The organism is Aliiroseovarius sp. F47248L, assembly GCF_023016085.1.
GTDB lineage: Bacteria > Pseudomonadota > Alphaproteobacteria > Rhodobacterales > Rhodobacteraceae > Aliiroseovarius.
This window is the reverse complement of record NZ_JALKBF010000001.1, coordinates 2,764,493-2,781,994: the sequence shown is the minus strand read 5'-3', so window position 1 is coordinate 2,781,994 and position 17,502 is coordinate 2,764,493. Positions and strand designations below refer to the sequence as shown.

At 55.8% G+C, this 17,502-nt stretch carries 18 protein-coding genes; 9 read left to right on the top strand and 9 right to left on the bottom strand.

Annotated elements, in window-relative coordinates; all coding sequences use genetic code 11:
- Positions 1–48: 48 nt before the first annotated feature.
- From MWU51_RS13755 to MWU51_RS13745, 3 genes are all read right to left on the bottom strand, one after another.
- Positions 49–2,262 (bottom strand): NADP-dependent isocitrate dehydrogenase, encoded by a 2,214-nt coding sequence (locus tag MWU51_RS13755; protein ID WP_247038004.1) that lies wholly within the window; start codon positions 2,260–2,262, stop codon positions 49–51.
- 140 nt (positions 2,263–2,402) lie between these two features.
- Positions 2,403–3,155: a GNAT family N-acetyltransferase gene (locus MWU51_RS13750; RefSeq protein WP_247038002.1), complete on the bottom strand. Its 753-nt coding sequence runs from the start codon at positions 3,153–3,155 to the stop codon at positions 2,403–2,405.
- A 65-nt stretch (positions 3,156–3,220) separates the two neighbouring features.
- Positions 3,221–4,240 carry an isocitrate/isopropylmalate family dehydrogenase gene (locus tag MWU51_RS13745; protein WP_247038000.1) on the bottom strand — a complete coding sequence of 340 codons (1,020 nt, stop codon included), beginning with the start codon at positions 4,238–4,240 and terminating at the stop codon, positions 3,221–3,223.
- 174 nt (positions 4,241–4,414) lie between these two features.
- Between MWU51_RS13745 and MWU51_RS13740 the strand changes: the two genes are divergently transcribed.
- Positions 4,415–5,302 carry a ribokinase gene (locus tag MWU51_RS13740; RefSeq protein ID WP_247037998.1) on the top strand — a complete coding sequence of 296 codons (888 nt, stop codon included), beginning with the start codon at positions 4,415–4,417 and terminating at the stop codon, positions 5,300–5,302.
- Here MWU51_RS13740 and MWU51_RS13735 read toward each other — a convergent pair.
- Entirely contained in the window at positions 5,299–5,586 is a 288-nt protein-coding gene (locus MWU51_RS13735) for an SCP2 sterol-binding domain-containing protein (RefSeq protein WP_247037996.1), read from the bottom strand. The genes MWU51_RS13740 and MWU51_RS13735 overlap by 4 nt on opposite strands.
- Positions 5,587–5,663: 77 nt before the next feature.
- The gene (locus tag MWU51_RS13730; RefSeq protein ID WP_247037994.1) at positions 5,664–6,887 is read right to left on the bottom strand and encodes an argininosuccinate synthase; all 1,224 of its coding nucleotides are present in this window, start codon (positions 6,885–6,887) and stop codon (positions 5,664–5,666) included.
- Between the two features lie 883 nt (positions 6,888–7,770).
- Here MWU51_RS13730 and ilvA point away from each other — a divergent pair.
- A complete protein-coding gene (gene ilvA / locus MWU51_RS13725; RefSeq protein ID WP_247037992.1) occupies positions 7,771–9,018 on the top strand; it encodes a threonine ammonia-lyase IlvA in 1,248 nt (415 codons plus the stop codon).
- Here ilvA and MWU51_RS13720 read toward each other — a convergent pair.
- Positions 9,015–9,329, bottom strand: coding sequence for an Hpt domain-containing protein (locus MWU51_RS13720; protein WP_247037990.1), 315 nt, complete (start codon positions 9,327–9,329; stop codon positions 9,015–9,017). The two genes, ilvA and MWU51_RS13720, sit on opposite strands and share 4 nt — an antisense overlap.
- Before the next feature lie 151 nt (positions 9,330–9,480).
- Between MWU51_RS13720 and MWU51_RS13715 the strand changes: the two genes are divergently transcribed.
- The gene (locus MWU51_RS13715; protein WP_247037988.1) at positions 9,481–10,779 is read left to right on the top strand and encodes a SpoIIE family protein phosphatase; all 1,299 of its coding nucleotides are present in this window, start codon (positions 9,481–9,483) and stop codon (positions 10,777–10,779) included.
- Here MWU51_RS13715 and MWU51_RS13710 read toward each other — a convergent pair.
- The gene (locus tag MWU51_RS13710; RefSeq protein ID WP_247037986.1) at positions 10,758–11,201 is read right to left on the bottom strand and encodes an NUDIX hydrolase; all 444 of its coding nucleotides are present in this window, start codon (positions 11,199–11,201) and stop codon (positions 10,758–10,760) included. The genes MWU51_RS13715 and MWU51_RS13710 overlap by 22 nt on opposite strands.
- A gap of 72 nt (positions 11,202–11,273) precedes the next feature.
- Here MWU51_RS13710 and MWU51_RS13705 point away from each other — a divergent pair, with 72 nt between their 5' ends.
- The 5 genes from MWU51_RS13705 to MWU51_RS13685 all read left to right on the top strand — a co-directional run bounded on the left by MWU51_RS13705 (position 11,274) and on the right by MWU51_RS13685 (position 15,824).
- Positions 11,274–12,275: an Hsp33 family molecular chaperone HslO gene (locus MWU51_RS13705; RefSeq protein WP_247037984.1), complete on the top strand. Its 1,002-nt coding sequence runs from the start codon at positions 11,274–11,276 to the stop codon at positions 12,273–12,275.
- Complete coding sequence (locus MWU51_RS13700) at positions 12,268–12,864, top strand: CoA pyrophosphatase (protein ID WP_247037983.1); 597 nt, start codon at positions 12,268–12,270, stop codon at positions 12,862–12,864. The genes MWU51_RS13705 and MWU51_RS13700 overlap by 8 nt, the downstream gene beginning before the upstream one ends.
- Positions 12,861–14,006, top strand: a complete 1,146-nt coding sequence (locus MWU51_RS13695) for a CCA tRNA nucleotidyltransferase (protein ID WP_247037981.1) — start codon at positions 12,861–12,863, stop codon at positions 14,004–14,006. The genes MWU51_RS13700 and MWU51_RS13695 overlap by 4 nt, the downstream gene beginning before the upstream one ends.
- The gene (locus tag MWU51_RS13690) at positions 14,003–15,223 is read left to right on the top strand and encodes a class I SAM-dependent RNA methyltransferase (protein WP_247037978.1); all 1,221 of its coding nucleotides are present in this window, start codon (positions 14,003–14,005) and stop codon (positions 15,221–15,223) included. Before MWU51_RS13695 ends, MWU51_RS13690 begins: the two co-directional genes overlap by 4 nt.
- A gap of 106 nt (positions 15,224–15,329) precedes the next feature.
- Complete coding sequence (locus MWU51_RS13685; protein WP_247037977.1) at positions 15,330–15,824, top strand: L,D-transpeptidase family protein; 495 nt, start codon at positions 15,330–15,332, stop codon at positions 15,822–15,824.
- A gap of 19 nt (positions 15,825–15,843) precedes the next feature.
- Here the strand turns inward: MWU51_RS13685 and MWU51_RS13680 are convergent, their stop codons facing one another.
- A complete protein-coding gene (locus MWU51_RS13680; protein WP_247037974.1) occupies positions 15,844–16,338 on the bottom strand; it encodes a CAP domain-containing protein in 495 nt (164 codons plus the stop codon).
- Between the two features lie 169 nt (positions 16,339–16,507).
- Here MWU51_RS13680 and MWU51_RS13675 point away from each other — a divergent pair, with 169 nt between their 5' ends.
- Entirely contained in the window at positions 16,508–17,110 is a 603-nt protein-coding gene (locus MWU51_RS13675; protein WP_247037972.1) for a L,D-transpeptidase, read from the top strand.
- Positions 17,111–17,180: 70 nt separating this feature from the next.
- On the opposite strand, the gene trxA is transcribed toward MWU51_RS13675, so the two are convergent.
- On the bottom strand, positions 17,181–17,501 hold the full coding sequence (trxA, locus tag MWU51_RS13670; RefSeq protein WP_247037970.1) for a thioredoxin: 321 nt from the start codon (positions 17,499–17,501) through the stop codon (positions 17,181–17,183).
- Position 17,502 lies beyond the last annotated feature (1 nt).

The window sequence follows — 17,502 nt, the reverse complement described above, 5'->3', positions numbered from 1 at the left end:
CACCCCGCCACAAAATGACGGGGTGCATTTATATTTTTGTCAGTAACGTTAGCCGATGATGGCATTCAGCGTCGCGCTGGGCCGCATCACCTTTGCTTTCTTCTCGACGCTCGGATGGTAATAACCCCCGATGTCAGCCGCTGGGCCTTGGGCGGCTGCGATTTCAGCCAAGATGGTACTTTCACCATCGGCCAGAGCTTTTGCCACCGGTGCAAACTCAGCCGCAATCTCGGCGTCGACTGTTTGCGCAGCCAGTGCTTCGGCCCAGTAACGCGCAAACCAATAGTGGCTGTCGCGGTTGTCCGGCTCACCCACTTTGCGCGAGGGAGAGCGGTTGTTGTCCAGAATACCCTGCGTGGCATCTTCGGCCGCCCGACCCAGAACACCGGCTTTGGCGTTGCCTTTTGCGTCAGCAAGGAAATTCAGACTTTCGCCAAGCGCGCAGAACTCACCCATCGAATCCCAGCGCAGGTGGTTTTCTTCGACCAACTGCTGAACGTGCTTGGGGGCAGAGCCACCGGCACCTGTTTCAAACAGCCCGCCGCCCTGCATCAGTTTCACGATCGACAGCATCTTGGCCGAGGTGCCAAGCTCCAAAATTGGGAACAGGTCGGTCAGATAGTCGCGCAGCACGTTGCCGGTGATGGCAATCGAATCCTTGCCCGCCGTGATGGTTTCCAGTGATTGGCGGGTCGCTTCGCGCGGCGCCATGATCTGGAACTTGTCCGCCACACCGGCTTTTTCAAGCGCTGGCTTCACATATTTGATCAGCTCGGCGTCATGGGCGCGGTTCGCGTCCAGCCAGAAGATCGCTTCCGAACCGGTCAGGCGCTGACGGTCCATCGCAAGCTCGATCCAGTTTTCAATCGGAGCCTTCTTCACGGTGCAAGCGCGCCAGATATCACCGGCCTCAACGTCATGCGAATGCAGCGTGTCGCCGCTTGCCAATACGATGCGGATGGTGCCATCGGCAGGCGCCTCGAACGTGGTGGGGTGCGAGCCGTATTCCTCGGCTTTCTGCGCCATCAAACCCACATTTGCAACGGCGCCTGCGGTGGTCACGTCCAGCTTGCCGTTTTCCTTGAAGAAGTTGATCGTCTCGTCATAGACGGTCGCGTAGCAGCGGTCGGGGATCACGCAATTGGTGTCGCCTTTCTTGCCAGCCGCGTCCCAACCCTTGCCGCCCGCGCGGATCACGGCGGGCATTGAGGCGTCGATGATTACGTCCGACGGCACATGCAGGTTGGTGATGCCTTTATCACTGTCGACCATATACATGGCGGGACGCTCAGCAGTCAGGGCGTCGATGGCGGACATGATCTCGGCGTCGCCTTCGACACGTTCCAGCAGGTCGCCCATGCCGGAGTTCGGGTTGACGCCCAGCGCCTCCAGCTTGTCGCCGAATTTTTCGAACACCGGGGCCAGCCAAGCTTTCACCGCGTGACCGAAGATGATCGGGTCCGAGACCTTCATCATGGTCGCCTTCATGTGAAGCGAGAACATGGTGCCGTCTTTCTTGGTGTCCTCGATCGCGTCCGCCAGGAAGGCGCCCAGCGCGCGGGCTGACATGAAGGTGGCGTCCGCGATGGTGCCTTCGTCCAGCGTCCAGCCGTCCTTCAGAACCGTAACGCTGCCATCCTTGCCGACAAACTCGATCTTTGCGTTACCTGCCTGATCGGCGGTGATGGTGGCCGATTTCTCATTGGCATAGAAATCGTTGTCCGGCATGGACGAAACCTTGGTCTTGCTGTCTGACGACCAATCGCCCATCGAGTGCGGGTTGTTCTGGGCAAAGTTCTTTACCGCCTTGGCCGCGCGGCGGTCTGAGTTGCCTTCGCGCAGAACCGGGTTCACGGCAGATCCCTTGATCGCATCATAGCGCGCGCGGATGGCCTTTTCGTCGTCGGTTTTGGGTTCTTCGGGATAGTCGGGCAGGGCATAGCCTTGTGCCTGAAGCTCCTCGACTGCGGCAACAAGCTGCGGGACCGAGGCCGAGATGTTGGGCAGCTTGATTACGTTCGCGTCTGGCGTTTTCACCAGCTTTCCAAGCTCTGCAAGGTCATCGGGTTGGCGCTGGGCTTCGGTCAGGTATTCCGGGAACGCCGAGATGATGCGCGCGGCAAGCGAGATGTCTTTGGTGCCGACGGTCACACCGGCCGCCGACGCAAAACGCTTGATGATCGGCAGGAACGAGGCGCTGGCCAGCTCGGGCGCTTCGTCTACGATGGTATACAGAATGTCTGGTTGCGATGTATCGGTCATGTCAGGACACCTCTTTTTTCGCGGAAGGCTTCACCGAAGGGACAGCGCCCCGATGCGGTGATTGGTGAAATTTCCCCACCCACATACACAAGATTGCCACGAAAACAAAGGGGCTTGCGGGAGTAGGGGGCGGATTTCGGCTATGATAACGCAAGCATCGGCATGATCTGTTTTTTCAGCAGGTAGTGGCTGGCGATCTCGCGTCCGTCATGGACGATGGAAAACACGACATAGGGGTTGGGGGCTTTCTTCCGAAGCTCCTCAGCGGTGGTGAGTTCGATGGCTTGAAATGGTAGTCCGGCTTCGTCTGCCGCATCTTTTGCGTTGCAGACAGCGTCTTCCAGATACGGGCATTGCGCGCTGTGAAACACGGTCAGGCCGGAACCGCAGGATGCGGCTTTTTCGTCAAAGTGACCAACTATGCGAGGCGCTGGGTTATCTTCAAATGAGTTCAGCATCAGGTCAAAATCGGGGTCCGCCTGATCGACCGAGGTATAGCCACGTCCCGCGAGTATTTTCTTGTCGATCAGCCAGTTCCCAGTTCGGGTCAGCGTGGTCACGCCGCGATAGCCGTTGTCTTTCGCCCATGCCTCAACCTCGTCGAGCAGCCGCTTCGCGTGGCCTTTGCCCTTGCTTTTGCCGACAACCCAAAGGCAATGGATGGCGACCAGATCATCGGCGTTATCGATACCGCGCCAAGCGTATTTGGCCGGGATGAATTCGACAAATCCGCGCTCGCCGTCACCCAGCAGGCGCAGTTGCAGCCCTTCTGAAAACCGGTCAGCCAGCCATGCGCGCTTCCGCTTCCACGCGCTGGTCTTGCGCGCGCTCATCTTGCAGAAAAAGCCGTGTTTCTCGACGGTGTCATTTGTCACGCTGATCAGTTCGGTCATGCGAGCCTCCTTCTTGCAGGCTCGCATGTTTGGGATTTGCTGTCTTTGAGGCGCGTCAATTGCGCTTAAAGACGGTCCATAATTGCATCGGCAATCGACATGGTGTTACCCGTGCCGCCCAGATCCGGGGTCACGCGGTCCTTGGCTTGAACAGTCTCTATCACGGCTTTTTTCAGACGGTTTGCGTCGGCATTCAGGCCCACATGTTCCAACATCAGACCAGCGGCCATCAGGAAGGCGCAGGGGTTTGCTTTCTGCTGACCGGCAATGTCGGGGGCAGAGCCGTGGACCGCCTCGAAAATCGCAGCGTCTTTGCCGATATTGGCGCCGGGGGCTAAGCCCAGACCGCCGACCAGACCGGCGGCGAGGTCTGATAGGATGTCGCCAAACAGGTTGGTGGTGACGATCACGTCAAACGCTTCGGGATACATCACCATCTGCATCGCGCAGGCATCAACGATGCGTTCATCAACCTCCACGCGGCCCTCGTATTCCTTCGCCACCTCGCGCGCTTCCTCCAGAAACATGCCGGACAGCAGTTTCAGAATGTTGGCCTTGTGCACGATGGTGACCTTCTTGCGCCCGTTGGCGACAGCGTATTCAAACGCCGCGCGGGTGATCCGGCGCGCTTCGTCTTTGGTGTTATAACCAGTAGAATAAACCTTGCCCTGCGGGTCGCCGTTATGTTCCAGATAGCCTTCGTCAGCGATGTAATACCCTTCCAGGTTTTCGCGGAAGATCACCATATCGATGTTGTCATAGCGTCCATCGGTCTTGATGGTTTTGGTGGGGCGCACATTCGCGAACAGCTCAAACTCTTGGCGAAGTTGCAGGTTGATCGATTTGAAGCCACCGCCGACCGGAGTGGTCAACGGACCCTTCAGCGCCAGTTTGGTGCGGCGGATACTGTCAATGGTGTCTTGCGGGAGCGGATCGCCAGATGCGTCGATGCCAGCCATACCAGCTTGCTGCACGTCCCATTCGAATGGGCTGCCCATATGGTCAAGAATGGCGGTCACGGCTTTGGTGATTTCAGGTCCGATACCGTCGCCGGGAATCAGAGTTGCTTGGATCTTGGTGGTCATGGTTGCCTCCAGGCTAAGGGCGCGTTCAGTGCTCACTTAAACGGTATACAATGGAATACAAGTAGAAAGTCAAATTCATATTCCCGAATAAACACTGGGTATCTGTTGACCAGCCTAGCTTTCCCTTGTGATCGCTGTCCAGCGCAATAGGCTGTGCTAAAACGGGAGGGCGTATTGGCAATTTTTAATCTGGGTTCCATTAACATCGATCACTTCTATGAAGTGGATCACCTGCCGACCCCTGGTGAAACTCTTGCGTCTTTGTCCTATCGCGTTGGGTTGGGGGGGAAAGGCGCGAATCAGTCCATCGCCGCTGCACGCGCAGGCGCGCAGGTCCGCCATATCGGTGCGGTCGGTGCGGAAGGCCAATGGTGCAAGGCTCAGCTGTCTGACGCGGGTGTCGATACTGAGAACGTTAACACTGTATCCGAGGCCACCGGACACGCGAACATCTGTATTGATACGGATGGTGAGAATTTAATCATTCTCTATTCCGGCGCAAATTCACAGGTGTCAGGGGCGCAAGTCGACGAAGCGCTTAGCGATGCCAGGCCGGGCGACTATCTTATCTTGCAAAATGAAACCGGTCTGACGCTTGAGGCTGCCCAAACCGCCCGCGCGCTTGGTATGTTCGTGGTCTATTCCGCCGCCCCGTTTGATGCGCCCCGTGCGATCCAGATGTTGCCGGTCGTTGATCTTCTCGTCGTGAACGAGGTTGAGGCGCAACAGCTTTCCAAAGCGCTGGGCGCTGCAGTCGAAGACTTTGATGTGCCCAATCTTCTGATCACAAAAGGCGCGAATGGCGCGGTGTGGCGGATTGGTGCGGCTGGGGAAAGCATCTCGGTTGACGCGTTCAAAGTCGATCCGGTTGATACTACAGGTGCGGGTGATTGTTTCATCGGTAACACCGTCGCTGCCTTGGATCGGGGTATGACCATCGCTGATGCCATCCAGTTTGGATCAGCCGCATCAGCCATTCAGGTCACGCGCCAAGGCACTGCAGGTGCGATGCCAAGCTGGACCGAAGTTAATGCGTTTTTGACGGCAGTAGGCTCTGATTAACCTTTCAGTAATTGCCCCAGTCGCATTGCTATCGAAACGTCGCCGGATACTTTAATCTTACCCATCGCAAAGGCGCTGACCGGGTTGAGCTTCCCTGCCATAAGCTTTTCAAGATTGTCACGGGTCATCGAGATCGTGCAGGTAGTGTCAATGTTGTCGCGCAACAATGCGCCGTCTTGCAACACGATGACACCATCATCACCACAATCAAGCTTCAGACTTTCGTCGAAGGGACGCTTCTTCAGGCCGCGCTTGATCTTTTCGGCAATCGGGGTCAGTGGCATCAGGGTCTCCAAACAAAAAAACGCCCCCGATTGATACGGGGGCGTTTAGTTTCGGTCTACTATGACGTAGCGCGAGGTTACTTGAAACGGCGGTTGCGCATTGCGATCAGTTTCAAACGCAGCGCGTTCAACTGGATGAAACCTGCGGCGTCTTTCTGATCATAGGCGCCCATATCTTCCTCGAACGTAACGTGCTCCTCTGAGTAAAGCGAATGATCCGACCAACGGCCCACAACGCGGGCAAGGCCTTTGTAAAGCTTCATGCGAACCGTGCCGGTCACGTGATCTTGGCTGGCGTCAATGGCCGCTTGCAGCATCTCGCGTTCAGGACTGAACCAGTAGCCATTATAGATCAACTCGGCGTATTTCGGCATTAACTCATCTTTCAGGTGCATGGCACCGCGGTCCATGGTGATCGATTCAATCCCGCGGTGGGCGTCCAAAAGAATGGTGCCACCGGGCGTTTCATAGATTCCACGCGATTTCATCCCGACATAACGTCCTTCGACCAGATCAAGACGGCCAATGCCGTGCTTGCGACCGTATTCGTTCAGTTCGGTCAGGACCGTTGCGGGCGACATGTCCACACCGTTGATCGACACCGCATCGCCTTTTTCAAAGCCAATTTCGATAAACTCGGGCGTGTCAGGCGCGTCTTCGGGGTGCACGGTGCGTTGGTAAACATAATCGGGCGCATCTTCGGCAGGGTCTTCCAGGATCTTGCCTTCGGACGAGGTGTGCAGAAGGTTCGCATCAACCGAGAAAGGCGCTTCGCCACGCTTGTCTTTTGCCACCGGAATCTGATGCTGCTCGGCAAACTCCAGAAGACGGGTCCGCGAGCCAAGATCCCATTCACGCCATGGGGCAATCACCTTAATTTCTGGGTTGAGCGCATAGGCTGCCAGTTCGAACCGAACCTGATCGTTGCCTTTGCCGGTGGCACCATGGCTTACCGCGTCGGCGCCGTGCTCTTCAGCAATTTCGACCAGCCGCTTGGAGATCAACGGGCGTGCGATCGAGGTGCCAAGCAAATACAACCCCTCGTACTGCGCATTTGCACGAAACATCGGGAACACATAGTCCCGCACAAACTCTTCGCGCAGGTCTTCTATATGAATGTTTTCCGGCTTGATACCCAGCATCTCAGCCTTTTTACGGGCAGGGTCCAGTTCCTCACCCTGACCAAGGTCAGCGGTGAAGGTGATCACCTCGCAACCATATTCGGTTTGCAGCCATTTCAGAATAATCGAAGTATCAAGACCACCGGAATAGGCCAGGACAACTTTCTTGGGCGCAGACATTGTTTTCCCTTTCGAAGATATCGCTGCGCGCTTATCGGGTTTCTTAACCTAGGGCAAGTTTTGCATTAGTTTGTTTGTGTTTTCGATTGTGTTACTGAGCCGAAAAAGATGTGCTTGATTGACAAAAACCTGCTTGAGGTAGTGAGAATAAGAGTTGCACTTTGTTGAAACCTTCCTTCGGAATGGTCGAACGAAAATGGGGAGCCGCGATGCGGATCTTTGTCGTTCTGATGATACTGAAGACCGCCAAATCGTTTTAGGCAACGGCTAACTCACAGGATATTATGTTATTCGAGACAGAAGGCAGCGTGATTTTTCAACTCGTGCTGGGCTTGATCACCATGCTGGTAACGGCTTGGATCCAAGTTTCCGCGGATCGAACTCCAACAGTTATGTGATTTCGGCTTTTGTCCCAACCGCGGCCGACATTTTTTGTTCCCAGCAGGTGCAATAGTGTTTGGGTCGTTGTTGCTACAAACCTTACAGTAAAGTGAAAACCCGGACTCGGCCCCGGGGCAGATCACTCTGGTTGCTATCGTCTTCTTCATCTGCTTTTTCGCGGCCATTGTCGATTTGACGTGCCTTGCACCGATGCTTGTGTCGCCCTCATTGGGGTAGCGGCATGACCTTTCAGCGGCTTGGAACGTGACCCAAGGATCCGTCAGGGCGATACCAGGCTATTCTTTGGGGTTTCCTGACCGCTTTTGCCGCAATGTTCTTGCTGCCCTTGATGATGATTGCCCAACGGATCCTCTCGATCGTTTCGATCAGCTTGGTGACCACGATTTACGGTCACTACATCGAAGGGCGAAAGCTGTCACCTCCAAGGCGTCGCCACTGGATCAGCCTTGCCAATAGTCGGTGGGTGATCCAGACATACTGAATGACCAAGTTTACAGATAAAGCCCACAGCGCCGAACACTTGATGCGCACGCTGTTTCCTGCAACACCCTTGCAGCGGAACGATCACCTGTCCGAGCTTTACGGGGCCGATATCTGGTTGAAACGCGAGGATCTTAGCCCGGTGCGCAGCTATAAGATTCGCGGTGCGCTGAATGCGATGGCTAAGGTCTTGGCGAAGACCCCCGAGACGAATGTGTTTGTTTGCGCATCGGCTGGAAATCACGCGCAGGGTGTGGCGTTTGTTTGCCGCCATTTTGGTGTAAACGGCGTGATCTTCATGCCCGTCACGACGCCACAACAGAAGATTGACAAGACGCGCATATTCGGTGGCGATAATGTCGAGATCCGCCTTGTTGGTGACTATTTTGACAACACTCTGGCCGAAGCGATGCGGTTCTGCTCTGACGCGGGTGGGCATTTTCTGTCGCCGTTTGACGACCTTGATGTGATCGAAGGTCAGGCAAGCGTTGCGGCTGAAATTGTAGAACAACTGTCAAGCTTGCCAGATTTGGTGTTGTTGCCGGTTGGCGGTGGTGGTTTGTCGGCTGGCGTCACCCAATATCTGCATGATGCTTCACCCCAAACACGCATCAGATATGTGGAACCTGCCGGGGCTGCCAGCCTGACCGCAGCGCTGCAAGCAGGTGTCCCGATCAAGCTGGATCGGGTTAACAATTTTGTCGATGGTGCCGCTGTTGCCCAAATTGGTCGGCTGACATTTGACGCGCTAAAACCCACTCCGACTGATCATGTTCTGACAGTGCCTGAAGACCGCATCTGTTCAACGATACTTCAAATGCTGAACGTCGAAGGCGTGGTGTTGGAACCCGCCGGTGCTTTGTCGATAGATGCATTGAAGGATCTGCGTGACGAAGTGAAAGGTAAAACTGTGGTCTGCGTGACCTCAGGCGGTAACTTTGATTTCGAACGTTTGCCCGAGGTGAAAGAGCGCAGTCAACGATATGCTGGCCTGAAAAAGTACTTCTTGCTGCGACTTCCTCAGCGCCCGGGTGCGCTTAGAGATTTTCTGGAGGCGTTAGGGCCAGAGGACGATATTGCACGGTTTGAATACATGAAGAAAAGCGCGCGAAATTTCGGGTCGGTGCTTATTGGTATCGAAACCCGTAAACCCGAAAACTTCGAAACACTCTATGCCCAACTGGACGCGGGTGGCTTCGTCTATTCTGATATCACTAATGACGAAACCATCGCGGAATTCGTGCTTTAACCACCGCTTAAAAAGGCCCGTTTCGACGCATCATAGGTTTGAAATACAGGGGTCAATGGGACAGCGTCATAGTTGCCAGCCGCCGCTTCCCGCTCGCCCTCGCCACACAGTTTTGACAGCTGATCAAATCCCAAATTCAATGACGAGCTTTTCAGAAAATGCATGTCCTGCTCGAATAAATCCGGTTTTGGCGTGGATTTCAGACGGCAAATCACCTCTTCCACCTCTTCCAGAAATAGATCAGCCACCTCGGCGAAGTCATCCTCCCCGATTTCGGCCTTTAACTCATTCACGCGGGTCCAGTTGATCATCAAGACCTCCTTCCTAATCTGTGCAGACTACGCGTGGCTGGTTAACAAGCAGTAAGCTTCAAAGAACGCATAAAGCTTTCCCGTTAAATGGCTGTTAAAACATGAGCACTAACCATTTCTGACAGAGAGAATCCTAGGTCGGGATATAAGTGTGAGCGCCGCAAATGCATATCTAAGGTGTGATGAACCAACTCCAACCGCGGCCCCTGTTCAGGTGGTCGAGAACCCGGTGCGCCGGATTTTGGTGGTCGACGACAGCCGTGCTCAGCGTCGAATACTGACCTCGTCCCTGACCCGCCAAGGGTATGATGTGACCGAAGCCGGAACCGGAGACGAAGCGCTGGAGATCCTCCGGCATGACCATTTTGACCTTATTCTCAGCGACTGGATGATGCCAGGGATGGATGGGCTTGAGCTATGCGCCGCATTTCGGCAGATGCCACGGGGGGGATATGTCTACTTCATTTTGCTGACCTCCAAGACAGATAAAGGTGCTGTGGCGCAGGGGTTAGATGTTGGGGCAGATGATTTCCTTGCTAAACCCGTAAACCCGGACGAACTGCGTGCGCGCATCAATGCAGGTGGCCGTATCCTGTCGATGGAGCGGGAGCTGCAAGATAAGAACCGGCTGGTCACATCGACCCTAGCAGAAATTCAAGCATTGTATGATTCGTTGGACCGCGATCTGGTCGAAGCGCGCAAGATGCAGCAATCTCTGGTGCGTGAAAAATATCGCGATTTCGGGTCGGCTGAAGTGTCATTGATGTTGAAGCCCTGTGGCCATGTAGGCGGTGATCTTGTCGGATTTTTCGATGCCGGCCCCGACACGCTTGCATTCTATTCCATCGATGTGTCCGGGCATGGGATCGCATCTGCGTTGCTGACCGCGCGTTTGGCGTCTTACTTCTCGGACGGATCGCCTACTCATAACATCGCGTTAGAACGGGGGACGGGCGGCGACTACCGCTGCCGCCCTCCCGAAGTTGTTGCCAAAGATCTGAACAAACTGCTGCTGAATGACCTACGGTCTGAACACTACTTTACGATGCTGTTCGGATATCTCGACCTGAACACCGGCGCAGTCGAACTGTCACAATGCGGTCATCCGAATGCCGTGCGTTTGTCGACCGAAAACAAGGTACGTTACTTTGGTAACGGCGGGATGCCGATTGGACTGATCACAGATGCACAATTTGATCGGCAGCAACTGACGCTTTCTCCCGGCGAGCGGCTGATTTTTTATTCGGACGGCTTTACCGAATGTGCGGACAACACTGGCACTATGCTGGATGAGGCCGGATTTGCGGACATTCTTAGGAAAAACAGCGCGCTGACGAACGAGACCTTGTTTGACGCGCTGGTCTGGGATCTTGATGCGTTTTCGGGTGGGCAGGATCTGGGTGATGATCTGTCTTGCGTGATGGTCACTTACAAGCCCAATCGCAGGTGATTGCGGAGAAAATGACGATCGCCTTCGTTGCACAGAATGCGCAGGGCTGTATCGACATCGGTCCAGATGGCTTGATGGTCTGGTTCTAACGGCGCGCTGATCCGTCGGACTGGGCGAGCTGTGAAGATGTGGCAGACTTTTTCGGCCCACAGATCGTATTCAGGCATATAACTGAACCGGCGATACGCCCCCAGTCGTTTCGGTGCGGCGATCTTCCACCCCGTTTCTTCCATCACTTCACGATATAGCGCCACGATTCCGGATTCACCCGGATCAATCCCACCGCCGGGAAGCTGGAATTCGTTGAACGGCGCGGCCTGATGGGTAATCAGCATGTCTTGGCCACGAATCAGAACGGCATATGCGCCCGGCCGCAGCACGTATCTGCGACCCTGTTCCCGCTGCCTGCCAAATCTGCGCATCTGCCCTTTTCCCTTCGGTTGCCGACACCATATAGACGCGGTATGCCAAGCTGAACGCCGATAGGAAACCCCATGACCCTTGGAACCCAAATCGCCTGGGATGACACCATCCTGCCCTTTCAACTGGATCGCAGCGACATTCGCGGGCGGGTCTTGCGGCTGGACGGCACGCTGGACACCATTCTGTTGCAACATAAATACCCACCGGCGATTGAAGCGTTGGTCGCTGAAGCTGCCATGCTGACTGCGCTGATTGGGCAGACCATCAAGATGCAGTGGAAGCTGTCATTGCAAGTGCGCGGTGACGGTCCAGCCCGGCTGATTGCCACCGATTACTATGCACCTGAAAAAGAAGGTGATCCCGCCAAAATCCGTGCCTATGCCAGCTTTGACGAAGATCGGCTGCAATCGGATGCGCCGGGCTTTCCGCAGATCGGCAAGGGGTATTTTGCTGTTTTGATCCATCAGGGCAGCAAGCAGAAGCCCTATACAGGGATGACGCCGATTGCTGGTCAGTCACTGTCAGATTGCGCGCAAGCCTATTTTGCCCAGTCCGAGCAGTTGCCGACGCGGTTTCACCTGACTTTCGGAAAATCGACCTGGACGGGCGGCACTGAAAGCTGGCGGGCAGGCGGGATCATGTTGCAGCATATGCCCAAAGCCTCTTCGCAGGTGACGGGCGAAGGTGGGTCCGGCGAAGGTGGGCTGTTGTCCGCCAATGATCTGTTGTCGGATGATGATGCAGAAAACTGGAACCGCGCGAATATTTTGCTGAGTTCTGTGGAAGAGTTGGAGCTGGTCGGGCCATCCGTCCAACCTACCGACCTGTTGGTGCGGTTGTTTCACGAAGAGACGCCGCGCGTCTTTGATCCGCAGGCTATCAGTTTTGGCTGCCCATGCTCAGAAGACCGGGTGCGCGAAAGCCTGTCGATCTACTCTGCTCGTGATCTTGGACACATGACCACCGATGATGGGCGCGTCACCGCAGATTGCCAATTCTGTGGCGCGCATTATGACCTTGATCCAGCCACGCTGGGCAAAGATGCAATTGATCCGAGCAGCAACAGTGACTGATATCTTGGATAAAGTCCGGAAAGCCGTTGCCAAATCCGGCAGTGGCAGTTCGGATTTTGATCTGAACCCGGATATTCAACGGCCAAAAAATCGCAAGCTTCGGCCTGCAGGTGTTTTGGTGCCACTGATCCAATCAGGGGACGAGCTGCAGCTTATCCTGACCAAACGGTCCTCGGCCCTAAAGCACCATCCGGGGCAAATCGCCTTTCCGGGTGGCAAAGTCGATCCGGGTGACGAAGATGAGGTTGCCGCAGCCCTGCGCGAGGCGCATGAAGAGATTGGGTTGCCGCCAGAGCAGGTTGATCTGATCGGGCAGATGCCGCCACACGAAACGGTGACCGGCTTCACAGTCACCCCGGTGGTTGGCTTCGTTCCAAAACCTTTCGACATCGTCGCTGAGCTTGGCGAGGTGGAGGAGGTCTTCACCGTCCCGTTCAAACATGTCTCTAACCTTGCCAATTATGTCCATCAGGGGCGGATGTGGCAGGGGAATATGCGGATGTATGAAACTGTGCCCTACGGACCCTACTATATCTGGGGGGCGACGGCGCGGATGCTGCGTGCCCTTGCCGAAAGGTTGCCACAATGACCCGCATCACCGGAGATTGGATCACGACGCCTGCCGCCCAGGCCGTATGCAAGATGATCGCGCAAGCTGGACACCAAGTTTATTTTGTGGGCGGTTGCGTCCGCAACGATCTGCTGGGGGCACCCATTTCGGATCTGGACCTATCCACGGATGCGCGACCGGAACAGGTGATGAAAATCGCCGAAGGTGCAGGCGCGCGCGCGGTCCCGACAGGCATTGATCACGGAACCATCACTGTGGTGGCTGATGGGCAAGGGCTGGAGGTTACGACGTTCCGTAAGGATGTTGAAACCGATGGTCGGCGTGCGGTGGTCGCCTATTCCGACAGGCTTGAAGATGACGCGCATCGGCGCGATTTCACGATGAACGCGCTGTACGCTGCGCCGGATGGTCAGGTCATTGATCCGCTGGGCGGCTTGCCAGATTTGAAAGCACGCCGTGTGCGATTCATAGATGATCCCGGCGACCGCATCCGTGAAGACTACTTGCGGATCCTGCGCTTCTTTCGCTTCCACGCTTGGTATGGCGATGCTGCGGGTGGAATGGATGCAGACGCATTAACGGCTATTGGGGCAAATATGGATGGGTTAGAGACGCTATCGCGGGAGCGCGTTGGTGTCGAGATGCTGAAGCTGTTAGCGGCCCCCGATCCCTCAACGGCGGTTGGTACGATGGCACAAATCGGCGTTCTGGCTGCGCTCCTGCCCGGTGCAGACTCCCGCGCATTGCCGGTTTTGGTTCATCTGGAGGGGCAGCGCACACCTGATCCGCTGCGCCGTCTTGCTATATTGGGCGGTGTCGATGTCGCAGACCGTTTTCGACTGTCCAAGCGTGACCGCAAGCAACTTGAGTTGATGCGTCATGCGATGGGGTCGGTGGAGGGGGCGGGCGAGCTGGCCTATCGTCATGGGGCAGACCTCGCCGCAGACGTAGTGCTTTTGCGTTCTGCGCTGATGGGTGGTGAGGTTGACGAGAGTGTTTGGCCCGAGATCGAAGAAGGTGCGAATGCCGTGTTCCCGGTTCAACCTGACGATTTGCTTCCCATATATTCTGGCCCCGCGCTGGGCGCTGAGTTGCGGCGATTGGAAAGTCTGTGGATCGCGTCGGGCTTCACATTGCAACGAAAGGACTTGTTGTCGTGACGCAAACCTATGTGATCGAGCGATTGGGCCATCTGGGCGACGGCGTTGCGCCCGGTCCGGTCTTTGCACCCCGCTGCTTGCCCGGCGAAGAAATCTCGGGCGATAATGTGGACGGGCGTATTGTGGCGCCGCGTATCGTGACGCCCTCACCTGACCGGGTCAAAGCGCCATGCCCACATTACAACGCGTGCGGAGGGTGTGCTTTGCTGCATGCCACGGATCAGTTCGTGGCAGACTGGAAGGTTAGTGTGGTCAAATCCGCGTTGGACGCCCACGATCTGATGCCCGAATTTAGGCCAATTATAACGTCGCCTGCCAGATCACGCCGCCGGGCAGTTCTGTCGGGTAAACGCGGCAAGAAAGGCGCTATTGTCGGGTTTCATGGGCGCCGGTCAGATACCATCTCCCAGATTACCAACTGCCAACTTGTGCACTCAGATATTCTTGCAGCCCTGCCGGCTTTGGGCGCGCTGACCATGCTTGGTGCATCGCGCAAAGGTGAACTGTCGATCAATGTTGTGCAATCTATTGCGGGGTTGGATGTGTCGGTTACGGAGGGTAAGCCGTTTGACCGTGGATTAGAGACTGATTTGGCACAGGCTCTTCACGAATTTGGCTTTGCACGTCTGACCTGGAACGGCGAAAAGATTGCCACCGAAACGCCACCCATCCAAATGTTTGGCAGTACAGCAGTTGTGCCGCCTCCCGGTGCGTTCCTGCAAGCCACACGCGAGGGTGAGGCAGCCTTGTTGGACGGCGTACGCGAGGTCGTGGGCAGCGCTCGTTCGGTGATCGACCTATTTGCCGGTTGTGGCACTTTTACCCTCCCTCTGGCGCAAGCAGCCGAAGTACACGCAGTCGAGGGTCACGCCGCAATGACGGATGCGCTATCCCTTGGGTGGCGTCAGGCGCAGGGGCTGCGTCATGTTTCGGCTGAAGTGCGAGATCTGTTTCGCAATCCATTAATGGCCGAAGATCTGGCGCGCTTCGATGCTGCTGTCATTGATCCACCCCGCGCGGGCGCCGAAGCGCAGATCAAGCATCTTGCTGCATCCGAGATAAAGCGAATCGCCATGGTGTCATGTAACGCGCAGACGTTTGCGCGAGACGCTAAAACCTTGGTGGATGCGGGTTATCAGTTGGACTGGGTGCAAGTTGTTGACCAATTCCGCTGGTCTACACACACCGAACAGGTCGCTAGTTTTACCAAAGCGTGAAATATTCAGGGATTCGCCGATAGGGTGATTACACGGCAAATTCACTTGTGTTGTGATCAATCTAATCTACCATAATCGCAAAAAAGCGAGCAGCGTGGGACACCAAATGAGAGCCGTATTAACGATCCTTACCGTCCTGTCCTTGGTCTTTGTCGCCTCGTGCGGCCCGAAAAGATACAAGTATGACGGGCCGGAGGTGACACAGATCATCGTCAACAAAGGTGCGCGTAAAATGTATCTGATGCATGGCACCGAGATCCTGAAAACCTATCGCATTCGGCTGGGTTTTGCGCCCGAGGGTCGCAAGAAATACGAAGGCGATGGCAAGACGCCCGAGGGGCGCTATGTCATTGACCGGCGCAACCCGAAAAGCGCCTTCTATCTGTCAATCGGTGTGTCCTATCCTAACCGGCAGGATGTGGAGCATGCCCGGTCCGTCGGGCGCAAGCCGGGAGGAGAGATTTTCATCCACGGTGACAGACGCCCTCAAGACCCGAAGCGTGACGATTGGACGGCTGGCTGCATTTCGGTCAAGAATCACGAGATGCGCGAGATTTTCACGATGGTCCGATTGGGAACTGTGATTGATATCAACCCGTAAGGGTGGACGGGCAGTTGGATTAACCACCCATCTCCATGACCCACCAAATCTTGCCATTCCGCTCTTGCAGCCACGCGAAGCCAAGCTCGCGGGCGCGTGGGTCAAGAATGATCCGGCGCGTGTCAGGCTTGTTCATCCAGGCTGACAAAGTCTGCAGCTCGGTCTCAAAAGTTTCCGAGATGTTTTCACCTAAATAGGCGCCTGAATATCCCGCACGGCGGGCGCGGTCGATCGGGGACGACCCATCAGACCCGAAGTGCCACGGCCGGTTCTGCACCGACATATCGCGCGCATGGGTCAGTGCGGCCGCGTTCAGCTGTGAATTAAGCTTCACCGGTTGGGCACCGGCGGCCTGACGCAGCTGGTTGATGCTGTCCAGCATCCGATATTGAACCTTTGACGTCTGACCAGACGAGATTCGATAGATGTTGACGCCACCACCGGTGCCGCCTGTACCCGGAGCACACGCAGAAAGGGCCGCAACAGCGGCAACTGCCATCAAAAACACGCGCATTGTCTGTCTCTCATCCAAAAAGCATTGTATCTGTGCCGTTCTATCGTGAGTATTAGCAAGTAGCAAATGACGGCTTTGCGAGATTAAGCCGATAACATCCGTTTGAATTGCGACTGATGCTCAGAAGCAATATATATCGGCGATACAAGTGAATATTGGAGACTTAGTAATGCGGAAGACACCGGAAGCCCAGCTTGGCAGGCGCGCGTTCCTTGGTGGAACGATTGCTGCAGCAAGCGGCCTGGCGACGCCTGCTCTTGCGCAGTTTGAAAACACGACGCAGGGCGAACGTGACCTGACCGAAGTTGTGAAACGCAACGTTTCAAGCTTTCGGGCCCTGAACTGGCAACCTTACTTCAGCAACACGCGCAATGGGGCCATCTTGGTCGATATCAGCTCGCGTTGTTTGCACTACTGGTCCGAAGATCAGTCGATCTATCGACTGTTCCCGACCTCGGTGCCGCTGACAGAAGACCTGACCCGCCGTGGACGTACCAGCGTCATTCGCAAGGTTGAAGGCCCGTCCTGGGCGCCAACCCCGGCGATGCGGAAACGAAACCCGGAATGGCCACCCTTTGTGGGACCGGGGCCGGACAACCCGCTGGGCACGCACGCATTGTATCTAAGCTGGCAATACTATCGCATCCACGGCACGCATGACACGCGCAAGATCGGGCGGCAGTCGTCGAACGGATGCATCGGGCTTTACAACCGGCATATTGCCGAGCTGTTTGGCTATGCCAGGAATGGCACGCAAGTTCTGTTGATCTGAGTCAGGTTTGAACTCGACAAAGAAAAAGCCCCGCAGACCTTGCGGGGCTTTTTTGATCCAAGCGTGAAAATCAGACGCTTTCGTCGATCCACGACTGCAGTGCTGCTTTTGGCGCGGCGCCGACTTTGTTCGATACGACTTGACCGTCCTTGAACATGAACAGGGCCGGGATGCCACGAACACCCATTTGTGCGGGCGAATTCGGGTTCTCGTCGACATTAACTTTCACGATCTTGACCTTGCCTTCGTATTCAGCCGACAGCTCCTCCAAAGCTGGCCCGATCTGCTTGCAGGGACCGCACCATTCGGCCCAGAAATCGACGATCACAGGAAGATCCGCTTGGCGAACTTCTTGCTCGAATGTGGCATCGGTGACAGCTACAGTTGCCATG